The 16,908-nt window shown below is 69.8% G+C and carries 15 protein-coding genes; 6 read left to right on the plus strand and 9 right to left on the minus strand.

Annotated features, from left to right (window positions below; translation table 11 throughout):
* Positions 1 to 50 precede the first annotated feature (50 nt).
* Positions 51 to 1,262: a sugar phosphate isomerase/epimerase gene (locus tag FXF52_RS07545; protein WP_148794765.1), complete on the plus strand. Its 1,212-nt coding sequence runs from the start codon at positions 51 to 53 to the stop codon at positions 1,260 to 1,262.
* 61 nt (positions 1,263 to 1,323) lie between these two features.
* Here FXF52_RS07545 and FXF52_RS07550 read toward each other — a convergent pair whose 3' ends face one another.
* The 3 genes from FXF52_RS07550 to FXF52_RS07560 all read right to left on the minus strand — a co-directional run bounded on the left by FXF52_RS07550 (position 1,324) and on the right by FXF52_RS07560 (position 3,762).
* Positions 1,324 to 1,653 (minus strand): nucleoside triphosphate pyrophosphohydrolase family protein, encoded by a 330-nt coding sequence (locus FXF52_RS07550; RefSeq protein WP_148794767.1) that lies wholly within the window; start codon positions 1,651 to 1,653, stop codon positions 1,324 to 1,326.
* Positions 1,654 to 1,741: 88 nt separating this feature from the next.
* Positions 1,742 to 3,193 carry an IS607 family element RNA-guided endonuclease TnpB gene (gene tnpB, locus FXF52_RS07555; protein WP_148794769.1) on the minus strand — a complete coding sequence of 484 codons (1,452 nt, stop codon included), beginning with the start codon at positions 3,191 to 3,193 and terminating at the stop codon, positions 1,742 to 1,744.
* Positions 3,190 to 3,762 carry an IS607 family transposase gene (locus FXF52_RS07560; protein WP_148794771.1) on the minus strand — a complete coding sequence of 191 codons (573 nt, stop codon included), beginning with the start codon at positions 3,760 to 3,762 and terminating at the stop codon, positions 3,190 to 3,192. Before FXF52_RS07560 ends, tnpB begins: the two co-directional genes overlap by 4 nt.
* A gap of 663 nt (positions 3,763 to 4,425) precedes the next feature.
* Here FXF52_RS07560 and FXF52_RS07565 point away from each other — a divergent pair.
* Entirely contained in the window at positions 4,426 to 5,829 is a 1,404-nt protein-coding gene (locus tag FXF52_RS07565; protein WP_187413369.1) for a sorbosone dehydrogenase family protein, read from the plus strand.
* A 142-nt stretch (positions 5,830 to 5,971) separates the two neighbouring features.
* Here FXF52_RS07565 and katG read toward each other — a convergent pair whose 3' ends face one another.
* Positions 5,972 to 8,203 carry a catalase/peroxidase HPI gene (katG, locus tag FXF52_RS07570; protein WP_148794775.1) on the minus strand — a complete coding sequence of 744 codons (2,232 nt, stop codon included), beginning with the start codon at positions 8,201 to 8,203 and terminating at the stop codon, positions 5,972 to 5,974.
* A 32-nt stretch (positions 8,204 to 8,235) separates the two neighbouring features.
* Complete coding sequence (locus FXF52_RS07575) at positions 8,236 to 8,640, minus strand: Fur family transcriptional regulator (RefSeq protein ID WP_305069344.1); 405 nt, start codon at positions 8,638 to 8,640, stop codon at positions 8,236 to 8,238.
* Between the two features lie 173 nt (positions 8,641 to 8,813).
* Between FXF52_RS07575 and FXF52_RS07580 the strand changes: the two genes are divergently transcribed.
* Entirely contained in the window at positions 8,814 to 10,445 is a 1,632-nt protein-coding gene (locus FXF52_RS07580) for a dolichyl-phosphate-mannose--protein mannosyltransferase (RefSeq protein WP_148794828.1), read from the plus strand.
* A gap of 57 nt (positions 10,446 to 10,502) precedes the next feature.
* Here the strand turns inward: FXF52_RS07580 and FXF52_RS07585 are convergent, their stop codons facing one another.
* From FXF52_RS07585 to FXF52_RS07595, 3 genes are all read right to left on the minus strand, one after another.
* Positions 10,503 to 11,564 carry an aromatic acid exporter family protein gene (locus FXF52_RS07585; RefSeq protein ID WP_187413370.1) on the minus strand — a complete coding sequence of 354 codons (1,062 nt, stop codon included), beginning with the start codon at positions 11,562 to 11,564 and terminating at the stop codon, positions 10,503 to 10,505.
* Positions 11,565 to 11,750: 186 nt separating this feature from the next.
* Positions 11,751 to 12,719, minus strand: coding sequence for a DUF4034 domain-containing protein (locus FXF52_RS07590; protein ID WP_148794781.1), 969 nt, complete (start codon positions 12,717 to 12,719; stop codon positions 11,751 to 11,753).
* A 51-nt stretch (positions 12,720 to 12,770) separates the two neighbouring features.
* Positions 12,771 to 13,319, minus strand: a complete 549-nt coding sequence (locus FXF52_RS07595; protein WP_148794783.1) for a DUF4240 domain-containing protein — start codon at positions 13,317 to 13,319, stop codon at positions 12,771 to 12,773.
* 197 nt (positions 13,320 to 13,516) lie between these two features.
* Here FXF52_RS07595 and FXF52_RS07600 point away from each other — a divergent pair, with 197 nt between their 5' ends.
* Complete coding sequence (locus FXF52_RS07600; protein WP_148794785.1) at positions 13,517 to 14,704, plus strand: RNA ligase RtcB family protein; 1,188 nt, start codon at positions 13,517 to 13,519, stop codon at positions 14,702 to 14,704.
* Positions 14,701 to 15,354 (plus strand): peptide chain release factor H, encoded by a 654-nt coding sequence (prfH, locus tag FXF52_RS07605; protein WP_148794787.1) that lies wholly within the window; start codon positions 14,701 to 14,703, stop codon positions 15,352 to 15,354. The genes FXF52_RS07600 and prfH overlap by 4 nt, the downstream gene beginning before the upstream one ends.
* A 195-nt stretch (positions 15,355 to 15,549) precedes the next feature.
* Here the strand turns inward: prfH and FXF52_RS07610 are convergent, their stop codons facing one another.
* Positions 15,550 to 16,029 carry an SRPBCC family protein gene (locus FXF52_RS07610; protein WP_148794789.1) on the minus strand — a complete coding sequence of 160 codons (480 nt, stop codon included), beginning with the start codon at positions 16,027 to 16,029 and terminating at the stop codon, positions 15,550 to 15,552.
* Positions 16,030 to 16,128: 99 nt separating this feature from the next.
* On the opposite strand from FXF52_RS07610, the gene FXF52_RS07615 reads away from it, so the two are divergent.
* Positions 16,129 to 16,908 (plus strand): RNA-guided endonuclease TnpB family protein (locus tag FXF52_RS07615; protein ID WP_148794791.1); only part of this gene is annotated, 780 nt, incomplete at its 3' end.

Here is a 16,908-nt window from a genome sequence, read left to right on the forward strand (position 1 = left end):
GGCCGTACCCACCCGACCATTCCGAATTCCTCAGCCATCTGGGAGACGACATGCACGCCAGCTCCACCCGCCCGCCCCACCACCGATCGAGAAGAGTGCGTCACCTGCTCGCCGCATCGCTGGCCGCGGCCATCCTGCCGTTCACACCGGCTCCGGCAGCGGCCGCCGAAACAGCGACCGACGGCCCGAGCGCGCCAGTCACCGAACAGACCACCACGGACCGCTGCCCCTGGGGTTACACCACCTCGTCCACGGTCTTCTTCGGCCGGGACCGCGCCGACTCGGGCGTACCCAACCGCGACCTCGGCGACGGATGCACGATCATGGACGCCGTCTGGGCCGCCGCGCCGTTCGCCAACCACGGCCGCTTCGTCAGTACGGTCAGCGGGCTCGCCAACGCACTCCGGCAGGCCGACATCCTCACGCCCGAGGAGAGCAGCAACATCGTACGGGCGGCGGCCGACTCCGAGATCGGCACGTCACAGCCGGCCTCGGGGACCCGCGCGGTGCCCGACGACCGGATCGGCCTCGTCCTCTACACGGTGCGGGCCACCATGCCGACCGCGCCCGAAGCCACCCTGGCCGCGCTCGCCGCCTGCGGCTACCGCAACGCGGAACCCTCGGGTGCGGTGAACAACTTCTACGGCAAGACGGCCACAGCACTGGCGCCCCTGGTGGCCGACGCCGGGCTCTCGGCTCCATCCATCGGGATCGGCCTCGGCGACCTCCGGAACAACCTCGACGCCGTCATCGCCAACGCCCGGACCTTCGGCGCCAGGTACGTCCGGATCTCAGGCTCGGCCTCCTGGGACCTCGACGACTACGCCGAGGTCGCGGCCACCCTCAACACCGTCGGCGCCACGCTCAAGCAGGCCGGCATCACGGTCGCCTACCACAACCACGGGTTCGAGTTCACCGCTCAGGACGGTGGCGTACGCGGCTACGACGTGCTGGTCCGCGAGACCGACCCGAACCTGGTGGCGATGGAGCTGGACCTGTACTGGGCGTCCAGCGTCGGCGCCGATCCGGTGGACCTGATCAAGCAGTACCCGGGCCGGTTCTCCCTGTTCCACGTCAAGGACATGGCCGCCAACGGGTCGTTCGCCGACGTGGGTGAGGGCACCATCGACTTCGCCCGCATCTTCGCCTACAGCGAGATGGCCGGCGTCGACTACTACCTCACCGAGAACGACAGCCCGCGCCCCGACGGCGTCTCGTCCGCCTGCGACAGCTACGCCAACCTCCGCGCGCTCCGCTACTGACGGACGACCTCGCCGGCCCGCGAGACCCGCGGGCCGGCGACGCCGTCCGTCCGGTCACGACTCAGCGGTTGTCGCCGCTGCCACTCAGCACGCCCCGGTCCTGGCGGCTGGCCAGCTTGGCCAGGTTGGCCGCCGCGATGTCGTCCAGCGACAGATCGAGGTAGTCAGCGAGCACCGCCACATACCAGAGCACGTCACCGAGTTCCTTGGCGATGTCGGCCCGGTCGATCCGCGACTCGTCGCTGTCGAGGTCTCGGACCCACTTCTTGAACTTCTCGGCGATCTCCCCCGATTCGCCGACCAGCCCGAGCACCAGATGGAGCAGCTCGTTCGGCTTGTCACGGGGAGCGGCAGTACGGAGGGCGCCGCGCTGATACTCGTCCAGGTCCATGGCGGACCAGTATGGTGCGAACCGTTGCTGATCTTCTAGTCGAGAATCAGTATTCCGGGTGTTTCCACTCGGAAGGTCCGTGACGGTGTCACCGAAGCGTGAGAGCTTCGGGGTCCTGATGACGGTCTCGCGTTTCCTCCTGCCGCTGGTGCGGCAGGATTGCGCCACCTGCCCGCCCACCCGTGGCCTTGCGGCTGCGGGTGGTGGCGCGGGTCTTGCGGTCGGCTCCACGCGGGTTCGACGCTTGCGCGTCCTGGTCTCCGGCCACTCCGGTACCAGTTGTTACGGCCGCCGCGAGGGCGGCGAGGTTGCGGGCTGCGTTCTCGTCCCGGTCGATGACCAGGCCGCAGGCGTCGCAGGTGAACACTCGGACGTGCAGCGGCAGTTTGGCTTTCACCACGCGGCAGTTCGAGCAGGTTTTGGACGACGGGTACCAGCGGTTGGCGACGACGGTTTCGCCGCCGACCCAGCCGGTCTTATAGGTGATCTGGCGGCGGACCTCAGCGAACCCGGCGTCGGCGATCTTGCGGGCCAGGCGGCGGTTACGGAGCATGCCGGCCACGTTGAGGTCTTCGACCACGACGGTGGCGTACTCGGCGGTGATGGCGGTGGTGAGTTGGTGCAGGCCGTCCTGCCGCAGATTCGCCACCCGGTGGTGCACGCGGTTACGTTCGGCGTTGGCGATCGCCCACCGCCTGGACGGCTTGCGCCCGGCGCGCCGGTCCGGACCCTGACGGCGGGAGACCCGGCGAGAGAGCCGCTTGAGGTGCTTGAGCGCGCCGTCGTAGTGCGCCGGGTTCGGCACGTACCGGACCTCACCCGCCGAGTCAGCCATCACGGCGAGGCACTTGACGCCGAGATCCACGCCTACCACAACGCCGGGCCGGGCGGCGGTACGCGCGTTCTTGCTGACCTCGACCTGCAACGAGCAGAACCACCGGCCCCGCTCGAACCTGACGGTGGCCGACAGGACGCGGGCGCTACCGTTCGCGATACGGCGTTGCAGCTTGCGGGTGGATTCGTGGGTGCGGATCGTGCCGAGCCGGGGCAGGGTCACGTGGCGGCGGTCCGCCTCGACACGGATCGTGCCGGTGGTGAACCGGCAGGCGAGCCGCGCGGTGTGCTTGGACTTCCGCCGGGGCATGCCCACGCGCTTGCCTTTACGCTTGCCCTGCTTGGACTTGGCGTAGTTGTCGAACGCCGCCGCCGCGTTCGCCAGACCCGTGCTGTACGCCTCCTTGGAGTTCTCCTCCCACCAACCAGCAAAACGTGGGTCGGTCTTCTTGACCTCGTTGAACACCTTCCGCAGCGTCGGCAGCGACCACGGCCGCCACGGCGTCAGTTCCTCTTCGGCGATGCCGTACGACTCCTCCGCCTTCCGTTGCCACCACGACGCCACAACCCAGCCGACGGCCCAGTTGTAGGCGGCCCGCGCCGCACCGCAGTGCGACCGAAGCGCCTTCTCCTGCACCGCGCCCGGATCAAGCGCGAACCGGTAGGCCTGCACCACGAAACCCGGCCGCGGCTGGAACTTCTTCACCCGGCGTCCTCACCGGTCGCCACCGCCACCGCCCGGGCCGCACGGTTCTTCGCCACCCGCTGCCCGTACAGCCGGGCACACAACGAGGTCAGCACCTCGGTGACGTCCCGAACCAGGTCGCCGGTGGTCTCCTGCGAGCTCAGGACAACCACACGCCGCCCAGTCGCGGACAACGCGGATTCCAACTGTTCGACACCGAACCCGGCAAGCCGACCCCGATGCTCGACCACGATCACCGCAACGCTCGGGTCAGCCAGGATCCGATCCAGCTCGCGCCGCTCGCCGTCGAGCCCAGAGCCGATCTCCTTGACAACCTCACCCACCGCGAGGCCCCGCGCGTTGGCGCCTTCCACAACCCGTATCGCCTGACGATCCAGATCGTCCTTCTCGTCGGCCGAGGAGACACGGCAGTACGCGACCACGCGACCCTCGACGCTCACGGGCTCCGTCACGATCCACGTCCCGGAAGGCGCCTGGCGGACCGGGACAGGCATCTTCCCGTCCCTCACCCACCGCCACGCGGTCTGATAGCTCACCCCCTGCCGCCGAGCCCACTCCGAAAGCTTCACACCGTCATAATAGACGACCACACACGACCATGTTTAACCATAAAACAGTGAACAGCCGTAAGCCCCCTCCCACCCGACCAGCCGGGTCTTACCACGACCTGCGAGAAAGCCGCCAGCAGGAAGCACCACGCCGCGATCATCTGCCTGGCCCGCCGCGTCGCATCAGGTCGCATCACATTGACCGCCCTACCCACCTCCGTCGAAATTGTTCGATCGAGAGTGAACCGGGGGCACCCGGGACGCGTGCCTACCGATGGGACCCGACGTCCTGGCACGGCTCCGCCGGCGGCCTGCCGGTGAGCGGTGTGACCTCGGGCCCTGTCAGAACCAGCGGTCGCGAAGGACGGTCGTCACCAGCGGTTTCGTCCGACATAACGGCCCGCCTGCACCGACGTTGGACAGAGGGGGCCAGCGCACCGAACGGCACCACGCGGCGGCAGTCGGGCTTCGCGACCGCCGGCGCCGTCCGCGGCACACGCTTCACCACTCGGCCGAAGAAGGGAACCAGGCATGCACGTACGACCTCGCCGCACCGTCGTCCCACGCCGCGAGACCCGGCAAGGACCGAACGGATCACCTGGCTGCGGTGTGTCACCGACGCGCGCCCGCCACCGAACGCGAGCGATCACCGCGGTGCTGGCCCTGGCCGCGTCGGGACTGTCCATGACCGCGGTCGGTGCCCCGGCGAACGCCGAGCCGGGCGGCCCGACGATGCTCGACCCGAAGCTGGCGGTGCGGACGGCGGCCACGGGGTTGGTCAGCCCCACCGGGCTGGCATTCATCGGCGACGACGACATGTTCGTGCTCGAGAAGACGACCGGGCGGGTCCAGCGCGTCGTCAACGGGGCCATCGCCGGCACGCCACTGGACCTCGCCGTCAATTCCGGCTCCGAGCGAGGCCTGCTCGGAATTGCCCTGCACCCGGGCTTCCCGGCGAATCCCGGGGTCTACCTGTACTGGACGGAGAGCACGACCGGCACGGACACCAGCGTCCTCAGCGAAACTCCCCTGCTCGGCAACCGGGTCGACCGGTTCGTGTGGAACGGCAGCACACTCACCTTCGACCGCAACCTGATCCGCATCCGCGCCCGTCAAGAGGACGCCGGCCAGCCCGCACGCGCCAACCACAACGGCGGGGTGATCAGCTTTGGTCGCGACGGGAAGCTGTACACCTTCACCGGTGACCTCGGTCGGCGTGGCCAACTGCAGAACCTCACCTGCGGCCCCACCGCCGTCTGCCCGGGCCCGACCGTGCCGGACGACCAGTTCGGCGGACCGACACCGGACAACGCCCACCTCAGCGGCGTCGTCCTGCGCCTCAATGACGACGGCACCACGCCGACCGACAACCCCTTCTTCGGTGCCGGCGCGGCCATGGGCGGCGAGGTCGGCGCCACCGTACAGAAGATCTTCTCGTACGGCCATCGCAACGGATTCGGCATGGCGGTCGACCCCGCCACCGGGAATGTGTGGATGCAGGAGAACGGTGACGACAGCTTCAGCGAGATCAACCGGCTCGAGCCCGGCATGAACGGCGGCTGGGTCCAGCTCGCCGGGCCGGTGCAGCGGGTCGACCAGTTCAAACAGATCGAGACGACGTTCGGCGGGCAGAACCTCCAGCAACTACGCTGGCCGCCGAGCAACATCGCCGACAGCCCACAGGAGGCGCTCGACAGGCTGTTCATGCTGCCCGGGGCGCATTACCGCGATCCCGAGTTCAGCTGGAGGTGGGAGGTCGCCCCCGGCGGAATGGGCTTCCTCAACAGCCGGGCGCTCGGGCCACAGTTCCAGGGCGACCTGTTCATGGGCGCCGCGACGGGCGCCCTCAACGGCGGCTACCTCTTCCACTTCAACCTGACCGGCAACCGCCAGAAGATCGCCGTCGACGACCCTCGCCTGGACGACCGGGTCGCGGACAACCTCGCCAAACACGAGATCACGGAAAGCGAAAGCCTCCTGATCGGCCGGGACTTCGGCGTTGTCACGGACATCGAAACCAGCCCGGACGGCAACCTGTCCGTCCTTTCGCTGACCAACGGCGCGGTCTACACGATCCACCGCCGCTGACGACATCAGCCCGACGGGGTGACCCGCCTGTCCGCCGTACCGGACGAGCGGGTCACCCTCGCGTAGCGACTGCGCGCGGCCATCGCTGAGCGGCGCCTGGACGTCCAGGCCGGCCCCATCAGGACCGGCCTGGACGTGCGGATCAGGCGAGGTCGAACCGGTCGAGGTTCATCACCTTGACCCACGCGGCGACGAAGTCGTGCACGAACTTCTCCCGCGCGTCGTCACCCGCGTACACCTCGGCGAGCGCACGCAGCTCCGAGTTCGAACCGAAGACGAGGTCGACCCGGCTGCCCGTCCACTTGACCTGGCCCGTGGCGAGGTCACGGCCCTCGAAGGTGTTCGCGTCCTCGGACGTCGGCTGCCACGCCGTGCCCAGGTCGAGCAGGTTGACGAAGAAATCGTTCGTCAGCGACCCCGGGGTCGTGGTGAAGACACCCAGCGGCGACTGCTGGTGGTTCGCCCCCAGGACGCGCAGACCGCCGACGAGGACCGTCATCTCAGGCGCGCTCAGGGTCAGCAGGTTCGCCTTGTCGACCAGCAGGAACTCCGCCGGCAGGCGGTGCCCCTTGCCGAGGTAGTTGCGGAACCCGTCCACGGTCGGCTCCAGCGCGGCGAACGACTCCACGTCGGTCTGCTCCTGCGACGCGTCCGTACGCCCCGCCGTGAAGGGAACCTCGACGGCGTAGCCGGCGTTCCGGGCGGCCTGCTCGACGCCGACCCCACCGGCCAGCACGATCAGGTCGGCCAGGGAGATCTGCTTGCCGGCGGTCTGGGCGGTGTTGAACGCCTCCTGGATCTTCTCCAGGGTGTGCAGCACCGTCGCCAGCTCGTCGGGGTTGTTGACCTCCCAGCCGTTCTGCGGCTCGAGGCGGATACGCGCCCCGTTGGCGCCGCCGCGCTTGTCGCTGCCGCGGAACGTCGACGCCGACGCCCACGCGGTGGAGACCAGCTGGGAGACCGTCAGGCCGGAGGCGAGGATCTGGCCCTTGAGGGTGGCCACGTCCTCCGCGTCGACGAGCTCGTGGGTCACCGGCGGCAGCGGGTCCTGCCACAGCAGCGTCTCGGTCGGGACCTCCGGGCCGAGGTAGCGCGCGACCGGCCCCATGTCGCGGTGGGTCAGCTTGAACCAGGCCCGGGCGAAGGCGTCCGCGAACTCGGCCGGGTTCGCCAGGAAGCGCCGCGAGATCTGCTCGTAGACCGGGTCGAACCGCAGCGCGAGGTCGCTCGTGAGCATCCGCGGTTCGCGGCGCTTCGACGGATCGTGCGCCTCGGGCACCATGTCGGCGCCCGCGCCGTTCTTGGGCCGCCACTGGTGCGCGCCGGCCGGCGACTGCATCAGTTCCCACTCGTACGCGAAGAGGATGTGGAAGAACTCGTTGTCCCACCGGGTCGGGTGGTAGGTCCAGGTGACCTCGATCCCGCTGGTGATGGTGTCGGCGCCCTTGCCGGTGCCGAAGCTGTTCTTCCAGCCCAGGCCCTGCTCCTCCAGCGGGGCGCCCTCGGGCTCGGGGCCGACGTGGTCGGCGGGGCCCGCACCGTGGGTCTTGCCGAAGGTGTGACCGCCGGCGATCAGGGCGACCGTTTCCTCGTCGTTCATCGCCATCCGGCGGCACGTCTCCCGGATGTCGCGGGCCGCGGCGATCGGGTCCGGGTTGCCGTTCGGGCCCTCCGGGTTGACGTAGATGAGGCCCATCTGGACCGCGGCGAGCGGGTTCTCCAGGTCCCGGTCGCCGGTGTAGCGCTGGTCACCGAGCCAGGTGGTCTCCGGACCCCAGTAGACGTCCTCGTCGGGCTCCCAGACGTCCTCGCGGCCACCGGCGAAGCCGAAGGTCTTGAAGCCCATCGACTCCAGGGCCACGTTGCCGGCGAGGATCATCAGGTCGGCCCAGGACAGGCTCTGGCCGTACTTCTTCTTCACCGGCCACAGCAGGCGGCGAGCCTTGTCGAGGTTCCCGTTGTCCGGCCAGCTGTTGAGCGGCGCGAAGCGCTGCTGCCCGGCACCGGCGCCGCCGCGGCCGTCGCTGATGCGGTAGGTGCCCGCGCTGTGCCACGCCATCCGGATCATGAACGGGCCGTAGTGGCCGAAGTCGGCCGGCCACCAGTCCTGCGAGGTCGTCAGGACCTCCGCGATGTCGCGCTTCACGGCGGCGAGGTCGAGGGACTTGAACGCCTCGGCGTAGTTGAACTGCGCACCGAGGGGGTTGGCCACGGCGGGGTTCTTGGCGAGGATCTTCAGGTTGAGCCGGTTGGGCCACCAGCCGCGGTTGCCGCCGCCCTGGGTCGGGTGGGGGGCGCGTCCGTGCGCGACCGGGCAGCGGGACTCGCTGCCCGCCTCCGCGTCGTGGACGACGGCGTCGTGGTTCTCGGACATCGGTTTCCTTCCGTCGTGGCGGATCAAGGGAATCAGGACTTGCCGGCGGTGGAACAGTCGGGGCACAGGCCCCGGTAGACGACCTCGGCCTCGTCGATCACGAAGCCGCTGTCGTCGGACGCGGTCAGGCACGGTGCCTCGCCGACGGCGCAGTCGACGTCGGCGATGACACCGCACGACCGGCAGACGACGTGGTGGTGGTTGTCCCCGACCCGCGACTCGTAGCGCGCCACGGAGCCGGGGGGCTCGATGCGCCGCACCAGCCTCACGGCGGTGAGCGCGTGCAGCACGTCGTACACGGCCTGGCGGGACACTCCGGGGAGATCCTGGCGCACGGCGCCGATGATCGAGTCCGTGTCGGCGTGCGGGTGCGCGTGCACCGCGTTCAGCACGGCCACCCGGGGACGGGTCACGCGCAACGCGGCCCCGCGCAGCATCTGCTGGAAGTCCAGGCTGGTGACCACGTCACGCAGTCTGGCCCGTTTTCTGGAATGAGTCAAGAATATACGCGGAACATCACTCCGCGCCCAAGACCGATCACCCACCGTCGCCCCACGCCCCGATGAGCTGCTGCGACAGTTGGACTCGTTGGCCTACGATCTGCCCGATGATGGCGGCGGCTGACACGTACCGGATCTCTGCCGCGCTCCGGGCTGAGGCCGAACGGGCCGCCACCGGCGCGCCGAACCGCACCGGTTCTCCCGGTGACCTCCGCCGCGAGGTCCCGGAATCCGTCCGGCGTCGGCTCGCGCCGTTCGACGCGGGCGGCGACCGCTCCTCGTGGTGGGCGACCACGCTGATCGTCGTCATCGCCGGTGTGCTGCGCCTGGTCAACCTGGACAGTCCAAAGGGCAAGATCTTCGACGAGCTCTACTACGCCACCGAGGCGCACCACCTGCTGCTACGCGGCTTCGAGTGGAACGAGAAGACCAACAGCGCCGCGTACGTCGTCCACCCGCCACTCGGTAAGTGGATGATCGGGCTCGGCGAACTGGTGTTCGGCTACAACGAGACGGGTTGGCGGATCTCGGCCGCCGTCGTCGGCACCCTGTCGGTGCTGATCCTCGTACGCGTGGCGCGGCGGATGTTCCGGTCCACCGTGCTGGGCTGCGCGGCGGGGCTGCTGATGGCGCTGGACGGCATGCACCTGGTGCTGTCCCGGGTGGCGCTGCTCGACATCTTCCTGATGTTCTTCATCCTCGCCGCGTTCGGCACGCTGCTGCTCGACCGCGACGCCCACCGGCGCCGCTGGCTGACGGCACTCGAAGCCGGCCTCGACCCCGCCGCGCCAGGCCCGGCCGGCCGCCTGCCGTTCACGGTGCCGTGGTGGCGCCTGGCCACCTTCGTCCTGCTCGGCTGCGCGTGCGCGGTCAAGTGGAGCGGCATCTGGTACGTGCTCGTCTTCACGGCGCTGATGCTCCACTGGGCGATCCAGGCACGCCGCTCCGCCGGCGTACCGCGACCGTGGCGGGACGCTCTGGTCAGAGAGGTCGGCTGGGTGGCACTCGGCGGCGCGCTTCTCCTCCTGGTCTACCTCGCGAGCTGGTCAGGGTGGTTGCTCACCGACGGGGGACACTTCCGGCACTGGCTGCGCGACACCGGCGGCACCGAGTTGCCGGTCGTCGGCGCCCTGCAGAACCTCTGGCACTACCACGTGGAGGCGCTGCAGTTCCACACCACGCTGGAGAAGAAGCATGCGTACCAGTCCTGGCCGTGGCAGTGGCTGCTGCTCGGGCGCCCGGTCGCGTTCGACTGGTGGTGTCCCACACCATGCTCCGGCTCGGCCCCCGCCAGGGAGGTCCTGCTGTTGGGGACGCCGCTGCTGTGGTGGTCGTTCCTCCCGGCGCTGGGCGCGCTGACCTGGTTCGGGATCGCGCGGCGGGACTGGCGCGCCGGCGCCATCTGGCTCGGCGTCCTCGCCGGCCTGCTGCCGTGGTTCTACTTCGCCGTCGCCGACCACCGGACGATGTTCTACTTCTACGCCCTCCCCGCAGAGCCCTTCCTGGTCCTCGCCGTCGTCCACGTCCTCGGCATGATCATGACCCCGCGCCCGCTCCCGTCGGCTGCGGCCGACGGCACCCCGTCCGGGCAGGACCGACGGCTGATCGGCGCGATCGTCGCCGGAGCGTACGTGCTACTGGTCGCGGCCTGCTTCGCGTACTTCTACCCGATCTACGTCGGCAGAGTTCTGCCATACACCGACTGGGCTGCCCGAATCTGGTTGGGTAACCGCTGGATCTAGACCCGGTTTGCCTCGGGCAGCGCCGGGTACGCCCCGCGGATACCCGTTGCCCGCAGCCTACCGGCCGTTCTGCTCACCGGTGGCTGCGTCGCGGACCAGACGGTTGGCCTCCTGGGGGCTGGCGCCGGTGGCGCGAAGCAGGTCGCTGGCGGCGCTGCGGATCTGCAGCACGACGGTCTCCCCGAACTCATGGGCTGCCTGGTGCCTCTCGGCTTGTCCGGCCAGCCGTGCGGCTTCGAGAGCGGTCTGCCGGGTCCGGCCGGATGCCCTGGCGGTGGCGCGTTCGCGGTGCAGGTCCGTAAGGGCGTCGCCGAGGGTCTGGACGGCTTGCGGCAACGAGGGTGGGACCGGTTCGTGATATTCGAGCAGCGTGGCGACCCGGCGGGCCATCACCCGGACGTTGGTGGCGAAGGCATGGAGTTGGTCGACGGCCGCCCGGTACTGCTGGTAGCGGCTGCGCCGGTGGCGCCACCACGGCGCGATGCTCACCACTTCTCCGGCGGCCCGCAAAGCTTCGTCAAGGCGGGTGGTGTCGGCGGCGACCCCGTCGAAGCTGCCCAGCGTTCGCACGGCCAGATCCCGGTCGCCGGCCGCCAGCGCCTGAGCGGTGGTGTGAATGGCTGCGGCGAGGTTGGTGAAGAATGGCTTGGCGGCGTGCTCGACCCCACGCAACGGGTCCAGGGGCAGGAGCAGCGCCACGGCGAGGAAGCCGACCGACGCGCCCACGGCGGCATCGATGATGCGGGGCAACTCGAGACTGCGTTGATTCCCGGAGAGAGTGGCGAACAGTGTGGCGGTGGCACCGGCCTGACTGACCAGCGCCCCGCTGCGGCCAGCGACCAACAGGGCGAGCGCGACGGAACTGAAGACGACTATGGCGATCTGCCACGCGCCGCTCCCGATGAGATACAGCACAGCGTCGGAAACCGTGATGCCCAGCCCTACCCCGATGAGCAGTTCCACGGTCTGTCTGGTGCGTTGTCCGGTTGCGGAGGCGATGGTCGCCAGAGCGGCCGCGGGCGCGAAGACCGGCGCGTTGCGGCCAAGGTAATCCGTGGCGATGATCCACGCAGCCGCCGTGGCGAGCCCAGCTTGAACGGAGATCACCGCGATGGGCACCAACTGCCGGGTGGCGAGGAACTGCCGTACGGCGTGCAGCGACCACACACGGGCAGGGCGCCGCGCCGGACGGCCCGGCCCCCGGGCACCCTGAGAAACCATGCGACGGCCTACCCACCCCGCCCGGAAATAACGTCGAGCCCCGGTATCGACGCAGAGTAAGGCGAGTTGCCTGTGCCCGCCTGCTCAGCCGTGCTCGCCGCGCACCCGCTGCCGGGCCGCGACGAAGGAGCCGACCGCATCGCTCGAGTGGTACTGCCACGGCCACTCCGTCACGAGGTCACCGATGACCTCGAACTGCTCGACGGCCGAGGGGAAGTCACCGGCCATGGCGAAGCTCATCGCGAACAGGTTGTGCACCACCGGCCAACCCGGTCGACGCTGATAGTCGGGATGCCGTACCGAATGATCGGCTGCGGCGTTGAGCTCAGCCACCACCTCCGCCGCACCGATGTACTCGGCATCCTCGCCCACCGGAAGATCGAGCCACATCTCCAGGTGCGCGGCCGGGACGAGCTGCCCCAGCGTGGAGCCCGCGGGCGCGTTCGCCGCCGCGCCCCGGGCGAACTCGAACATCTCCTCGTGGCTGCCGAACCACTTCCGGCACCGGTACTGCAGCATGTGCTCGTGGGCGATCCGGTGCCACGGATGCCGTTCGGTCACCGCGTCGAAGCGTCGTTGTGCCTCGTCCCGGTCGACCTGCCGGCCGCGGGCCGACGTGACCAGGAACGTGCGGGCAGTGGTGTCGTCCGGGTCCCGGTCGGCCACCTCGTCGAGGCAGTTCTCGGCGAGCGTGAGCCGCTTCCGGAACTCCCGGAACTGCTCCTGCCTGGTCTGCGACGCCCGGGCGCCACCCCGCGCCTCCCACGCCCAGTAGACGGCGTGCACGCCGCGGACCAGCAGCGGCAGGGTCGAACGTGGCTCGGCCTCGATCCACTCGCCGATCCAGTCCTGCACGCCGGACACGTCTCCCGTGACCCCCAGGTAGTACGCGTGGTCGTCCGGGTCGGTGATCGGACTGAGCAGATCCCGAGCGGTGTGCCAGTCCCGCTGCTGCAACGCCGCCCGCAGCGCGGCGGCCGTCGGATCGCCCATGGCCGGGTCGATCGACAGCGTGGTGGCAGCCTGCTTCGCCCTGCGCCGGAATGGCCACATGCCCGGTCCCCTTCCCCGTGATCTTGGCGCAGATCCTAGACGTCCGGATGGTCAGTCCTCGGGCCACCCGTCCGGATTGCTGACCGACTCCCGCGAGATGCCGGAACGGGTCTCGGGCCACGCGCCGAAGCACTCCTCGTAGCGGTGGGCGAAGAGGTAGCAGAGTCCCTCGCAGTCGGCGTCGAGCACGGCCATCGCCGGATTCGCCCGGACCGCCTCGTAGAACTCGCGGCCCATCGCCACGATGAAACCGCGGGCGTACAGGAAGCCGTCGTCGGAGCCGTCCGTGACCTCCTGGATGTCGGCGCGGTCGATGTCGTACAGCTTCCGCTCGACGACCCGGTCGAGGTCGACCAGCTCCGGGCCCGACAGCTCGGCGCACAACTCACGTAAGGTCCCGAGGAAGGGGTCGAGCCACCGGTCGATCGCGTACAGCTCGTCCTGCTCGTCGTCCTCCGGATCCCGGTCGAGCAGCGCGCGGCGCAGCACCGCCGGCTCCGGACCGAGCCGGGCCCACGCCTCCTCCACGAGCGCCCAGAAACGGCTCTCTTCCTCGGGCGTCGGCAACCGCGGCAGAGCCGCGAGATCGGTGTCGGTCACCGGCGGAGGTTAACCGAGCCCACCGACATGCAACCGGCCCCGTCGCACGACCGAAAGTCGCTTGCCGCGCCCGGCGGGGTCCGGGATGGTGTGTCCCATGACGTTCTGACGGACAGCCCCGTTGCTCCCCGGTTCCACGGCACCGACCCGTGCCGTCCTGCCGTCCGCCCACACCTTCCCGCGAGAAGCGAGCGTCTTTGTCTCAGCACCCCTCCCGGCCGGAGGTTGCGCCGCAGTCCACCCCGGCCACCCTCACCGTGTTCGCGTCCCCCACCAGCTGGATCGAGTCCGATGCCATCGCGCAGTGCCACCAGGTGGCCGCCCTCGACGGCATGATCCACGTCGCCGCCATGCCCGACCTGCATCCCGGCAAGGGCGCCCCCATCGGCGCCGCCATGGCGTCGACCGTGTTGTACCCCTTCCTGGTGGGCTCCGACATCGGGTGCGGCATCGCCGTGTTCCCCATCAAGCTCAAACGCCCCGTACCCGAGAAACTCGCCGCCCGGTTCCCCGACCTCGACCGCCCGCTGGACCCGCAGCAGGATGCCGACAACCCCGCGTGGACCGTCGTGGACGGTGATATTCCGGCCGGCCACGTCGACGGCCTCGGCACCGTCGGTCGGGGTAACCACTTCGTCGAGCTGGCACGGATCGGCACCGTCTTCGACACCGACCACGCGAGCCGTCTCGGACTCGACGCCGGCGACCTCGTCCTCGTGGTCCACAGCGGCTCCCGAGGGCTCGGCGAGCGGATCCTGCGGGCGCACACCGAGGTCCACGGCGCGGGCCCCGCCCCTAACCCCGCCGCCTACCTGTCCAGGCACGACCAGGCCGTACGCTGGGGTTCGCTCAACCGGCGGCTGCTGGCCGCCCGGGTCGCCCACGCCCTGGGCGCCGAGCCCACCGAGCCGATCGTCGACCAGTGCCACAACCTGGTCGAGATACGCGACGGCGGGTACCTGCACCGCAAAGGCGCGGCCCCGGGCGACGGCCGCGACGTGCTCATCGCCGGCACGCGCGGCACCCCGTCCTACCTCGTGGCCGCCCACGCCGGCCCGGAGGCCAACCACTCGGTGGCCCACGGCGCGGGCCGCAAGATGTCCCGCGCCGACGCCCTGCGCCGCGGCCGGGCCAAGCACACCGTCGAGGAACTGCGCCGCACCCCGGTCGGCTCGCTGGTGGTGTGCGGCGACCGTCAACTGCTCTTCGAGGAGGCACCCACGGCCTACAAACGCATCGAGCAGGTGATCAGCGACCTCGTCGACCACAACCTGGCCACCCCCGTCGCCACCACGATCCCCCTAGTCACCTACAAGACACCCGACATCGGATCCACCGCCCGACCGGACCGCCGCGACAACCGCCGCAGGCGAGGCCGGTCATGAGCGTCCACCTGCTCCTGTCCGCCGGGCGCGGCCCGCAGGAGTGCGCCTGGGCATTGGCTCGGCTGCTCTCCCGGCTGGAAGCTGACGCCAACCGGCACGAGGTGACCATCCACCGGGTGCAGACCGTGCCCGGTGATCGGCCCGACACCTATCGATCGGTCATGGTGCACATCCTCGGCGCCGACGCCGAGGCCTTCGCCGCCTCATGGACCGGAACCCTGTGCTGGCAGGCCCCCAGCCCTTACCCGGCGAGCACCGGGCGGAAGAACTGGTACGTGACCGCCCGACCGTGCCAGGTCGACACCCCCGCCACGACCTTCACCGAGACGGACGTCGAGATCGTCGCCTGCCGCACCAGCGGCCCCGGCGGCCAGCACCGGAACAAGGCCAGCACGGCGGTACGGGCGACCCACCGCCCCTCCGGCATCGTCGTCGTGGTCGACACCGAACGACAGTTCAGCCTCAACCGCCGCATCGCCATTCAACTGCTACGACAGCGCATCGAGCACGGCAACGAGGCAGCCCGGCGCGCCGCCACCACCGACCAGTGGCGCATCCACGACGAACTCATCCGCGGCAATCCCACCCGGGTTGAGCGCCCGGAACCAACGGCCACAGCGCCACCACACCGGACGCGCCAGCGACGATGATGCCGGTCCACCCGGCAACGCCTACCGCGGCAGCGGTTCACGGCGACCATCGTCCGGCAGCGGCATCGGCGTACACCGTGGTCAGGCTGACCGGACGCGGCCCGGCGCGGAAGGCCCGCGCCCGGGCCGCGCCTGCGCGCCACACCGCGTCCGGCCCGACCACGGCGAGTTGGCCCGGTCACCACCGCGGCGGTGTCAGAGCGACTTCGCGACCTCGACCAACTGGTCCAGCGCCGCGTCCCAGCCCTCGTGGAAGCCCATGTCCGCGTGCGACTTCGTCGACGAGGCGTCGGCGTGCATCGCGGTCGCCGTGTACCTCGTGCCGTCGCCGTCGGGCTCGATGCTGATCACGGCGGTGAACGCGAAGCCGTCGACCAACTGTGGGCGGAACCCGGGGCCCAGACCCGAGGTGAAGACGAACCTCGACCCCTCCTCGACCACCAGGACGCAGCCGGTGCTCGGATACTCGTCGCCCTCCGGCGAGCACATGACCGTGTTGAACCTGCCGCCGGGCTGCAGATCGAGCTCGCAGGACACCGTGGTCCTGGGCCTGGGGGCGAACCACTGCACGATCAGTTCGGGCGTGGTCCAGGCCTTCCAGACCAGCTCGGGCGCGACGTCGACGGCGCGCTCCAGCACGAGGTCGAGTTCGGGATTGGTGATGTGAACGGTCATCGGATTTGCGGCGTGGAAACCCGGCCGTTCAGGGCCGGGAGGAAACGCCGCCCCCTTCCCTTGGGATGAGTGTCGTACATGGACGGTAAAATGTGAGGTGTGGGTGAGGTGGTGAAGCGGGCGTACAAGTACCGCTTCTACCCGACTCCTGAACAGGCAGAGCAGCTGAACCGCACCTTCGGGTGCGTGCGTCTGGTCTACAACCGGGCATTGGAAGCCCGGACCCGCGCGTGGGCGGTCGACCGGCAGCGCACCACCTACGTTCAGTCGTCGGCGTGGCTGACCGAGTGGAAACGCACCGATGAGCTGGCGTTCCTGAACGAGGTCAGTTCGGTGCCCTTGCAGCAGACGTTGCGGCATCTGCAGGCCGGGTTCGTGGCGTTCTGGGACAAGCGGGCCCGGCACCCGAGGTTCAAGTCCAAGCGCAAATCCAGGGCGTCGGCGGAGTACACCCGCTCCGCGTTCCGTTGGCGTGACGGCCGGCTCACGTTGGCCAAGATGACCACCCCGCTGGACATCGTGTGGTCGCGGCCCCTGCCCGAGGGGGCGGAGCCGTCGACGGTCACGGTGTCTCGGGATGCTGCGGGCCGCTGGTTCGTGTCCCTGCTGGTGGAGGACCCGGCGGTGAAGCCGCTGCCGCCGGTTGCGGCCGTGGTTGGGGTGGATGCGGGTATCACCAGTCTGCTCACCCTGTCGCGTCCGATGCTCGGGGTGAGCGATGAGCAGGGCAAGGTGGCCAACCCGCGGTTCGGGCAGGCCGACCGGCGGAAGCTGGCCAAGGCGCAGCGGAACCTGGCCCGCAAACAGGACGGTTCCGCGAACCGGGCGAAGGCCCGGCTGAAGGTGGCCCGGATCCATGCCCGGATCGCCGACCGGCGG

The organism is Micromonospora sp. MP36, assembly GCF_008119785.1.
Taxonomy (GTDB): domain Bacteria; phylum Actinomycetota; class Actinomycetes; order Mycobacteriales; family Micromonosporaceae; genus Micromonospora.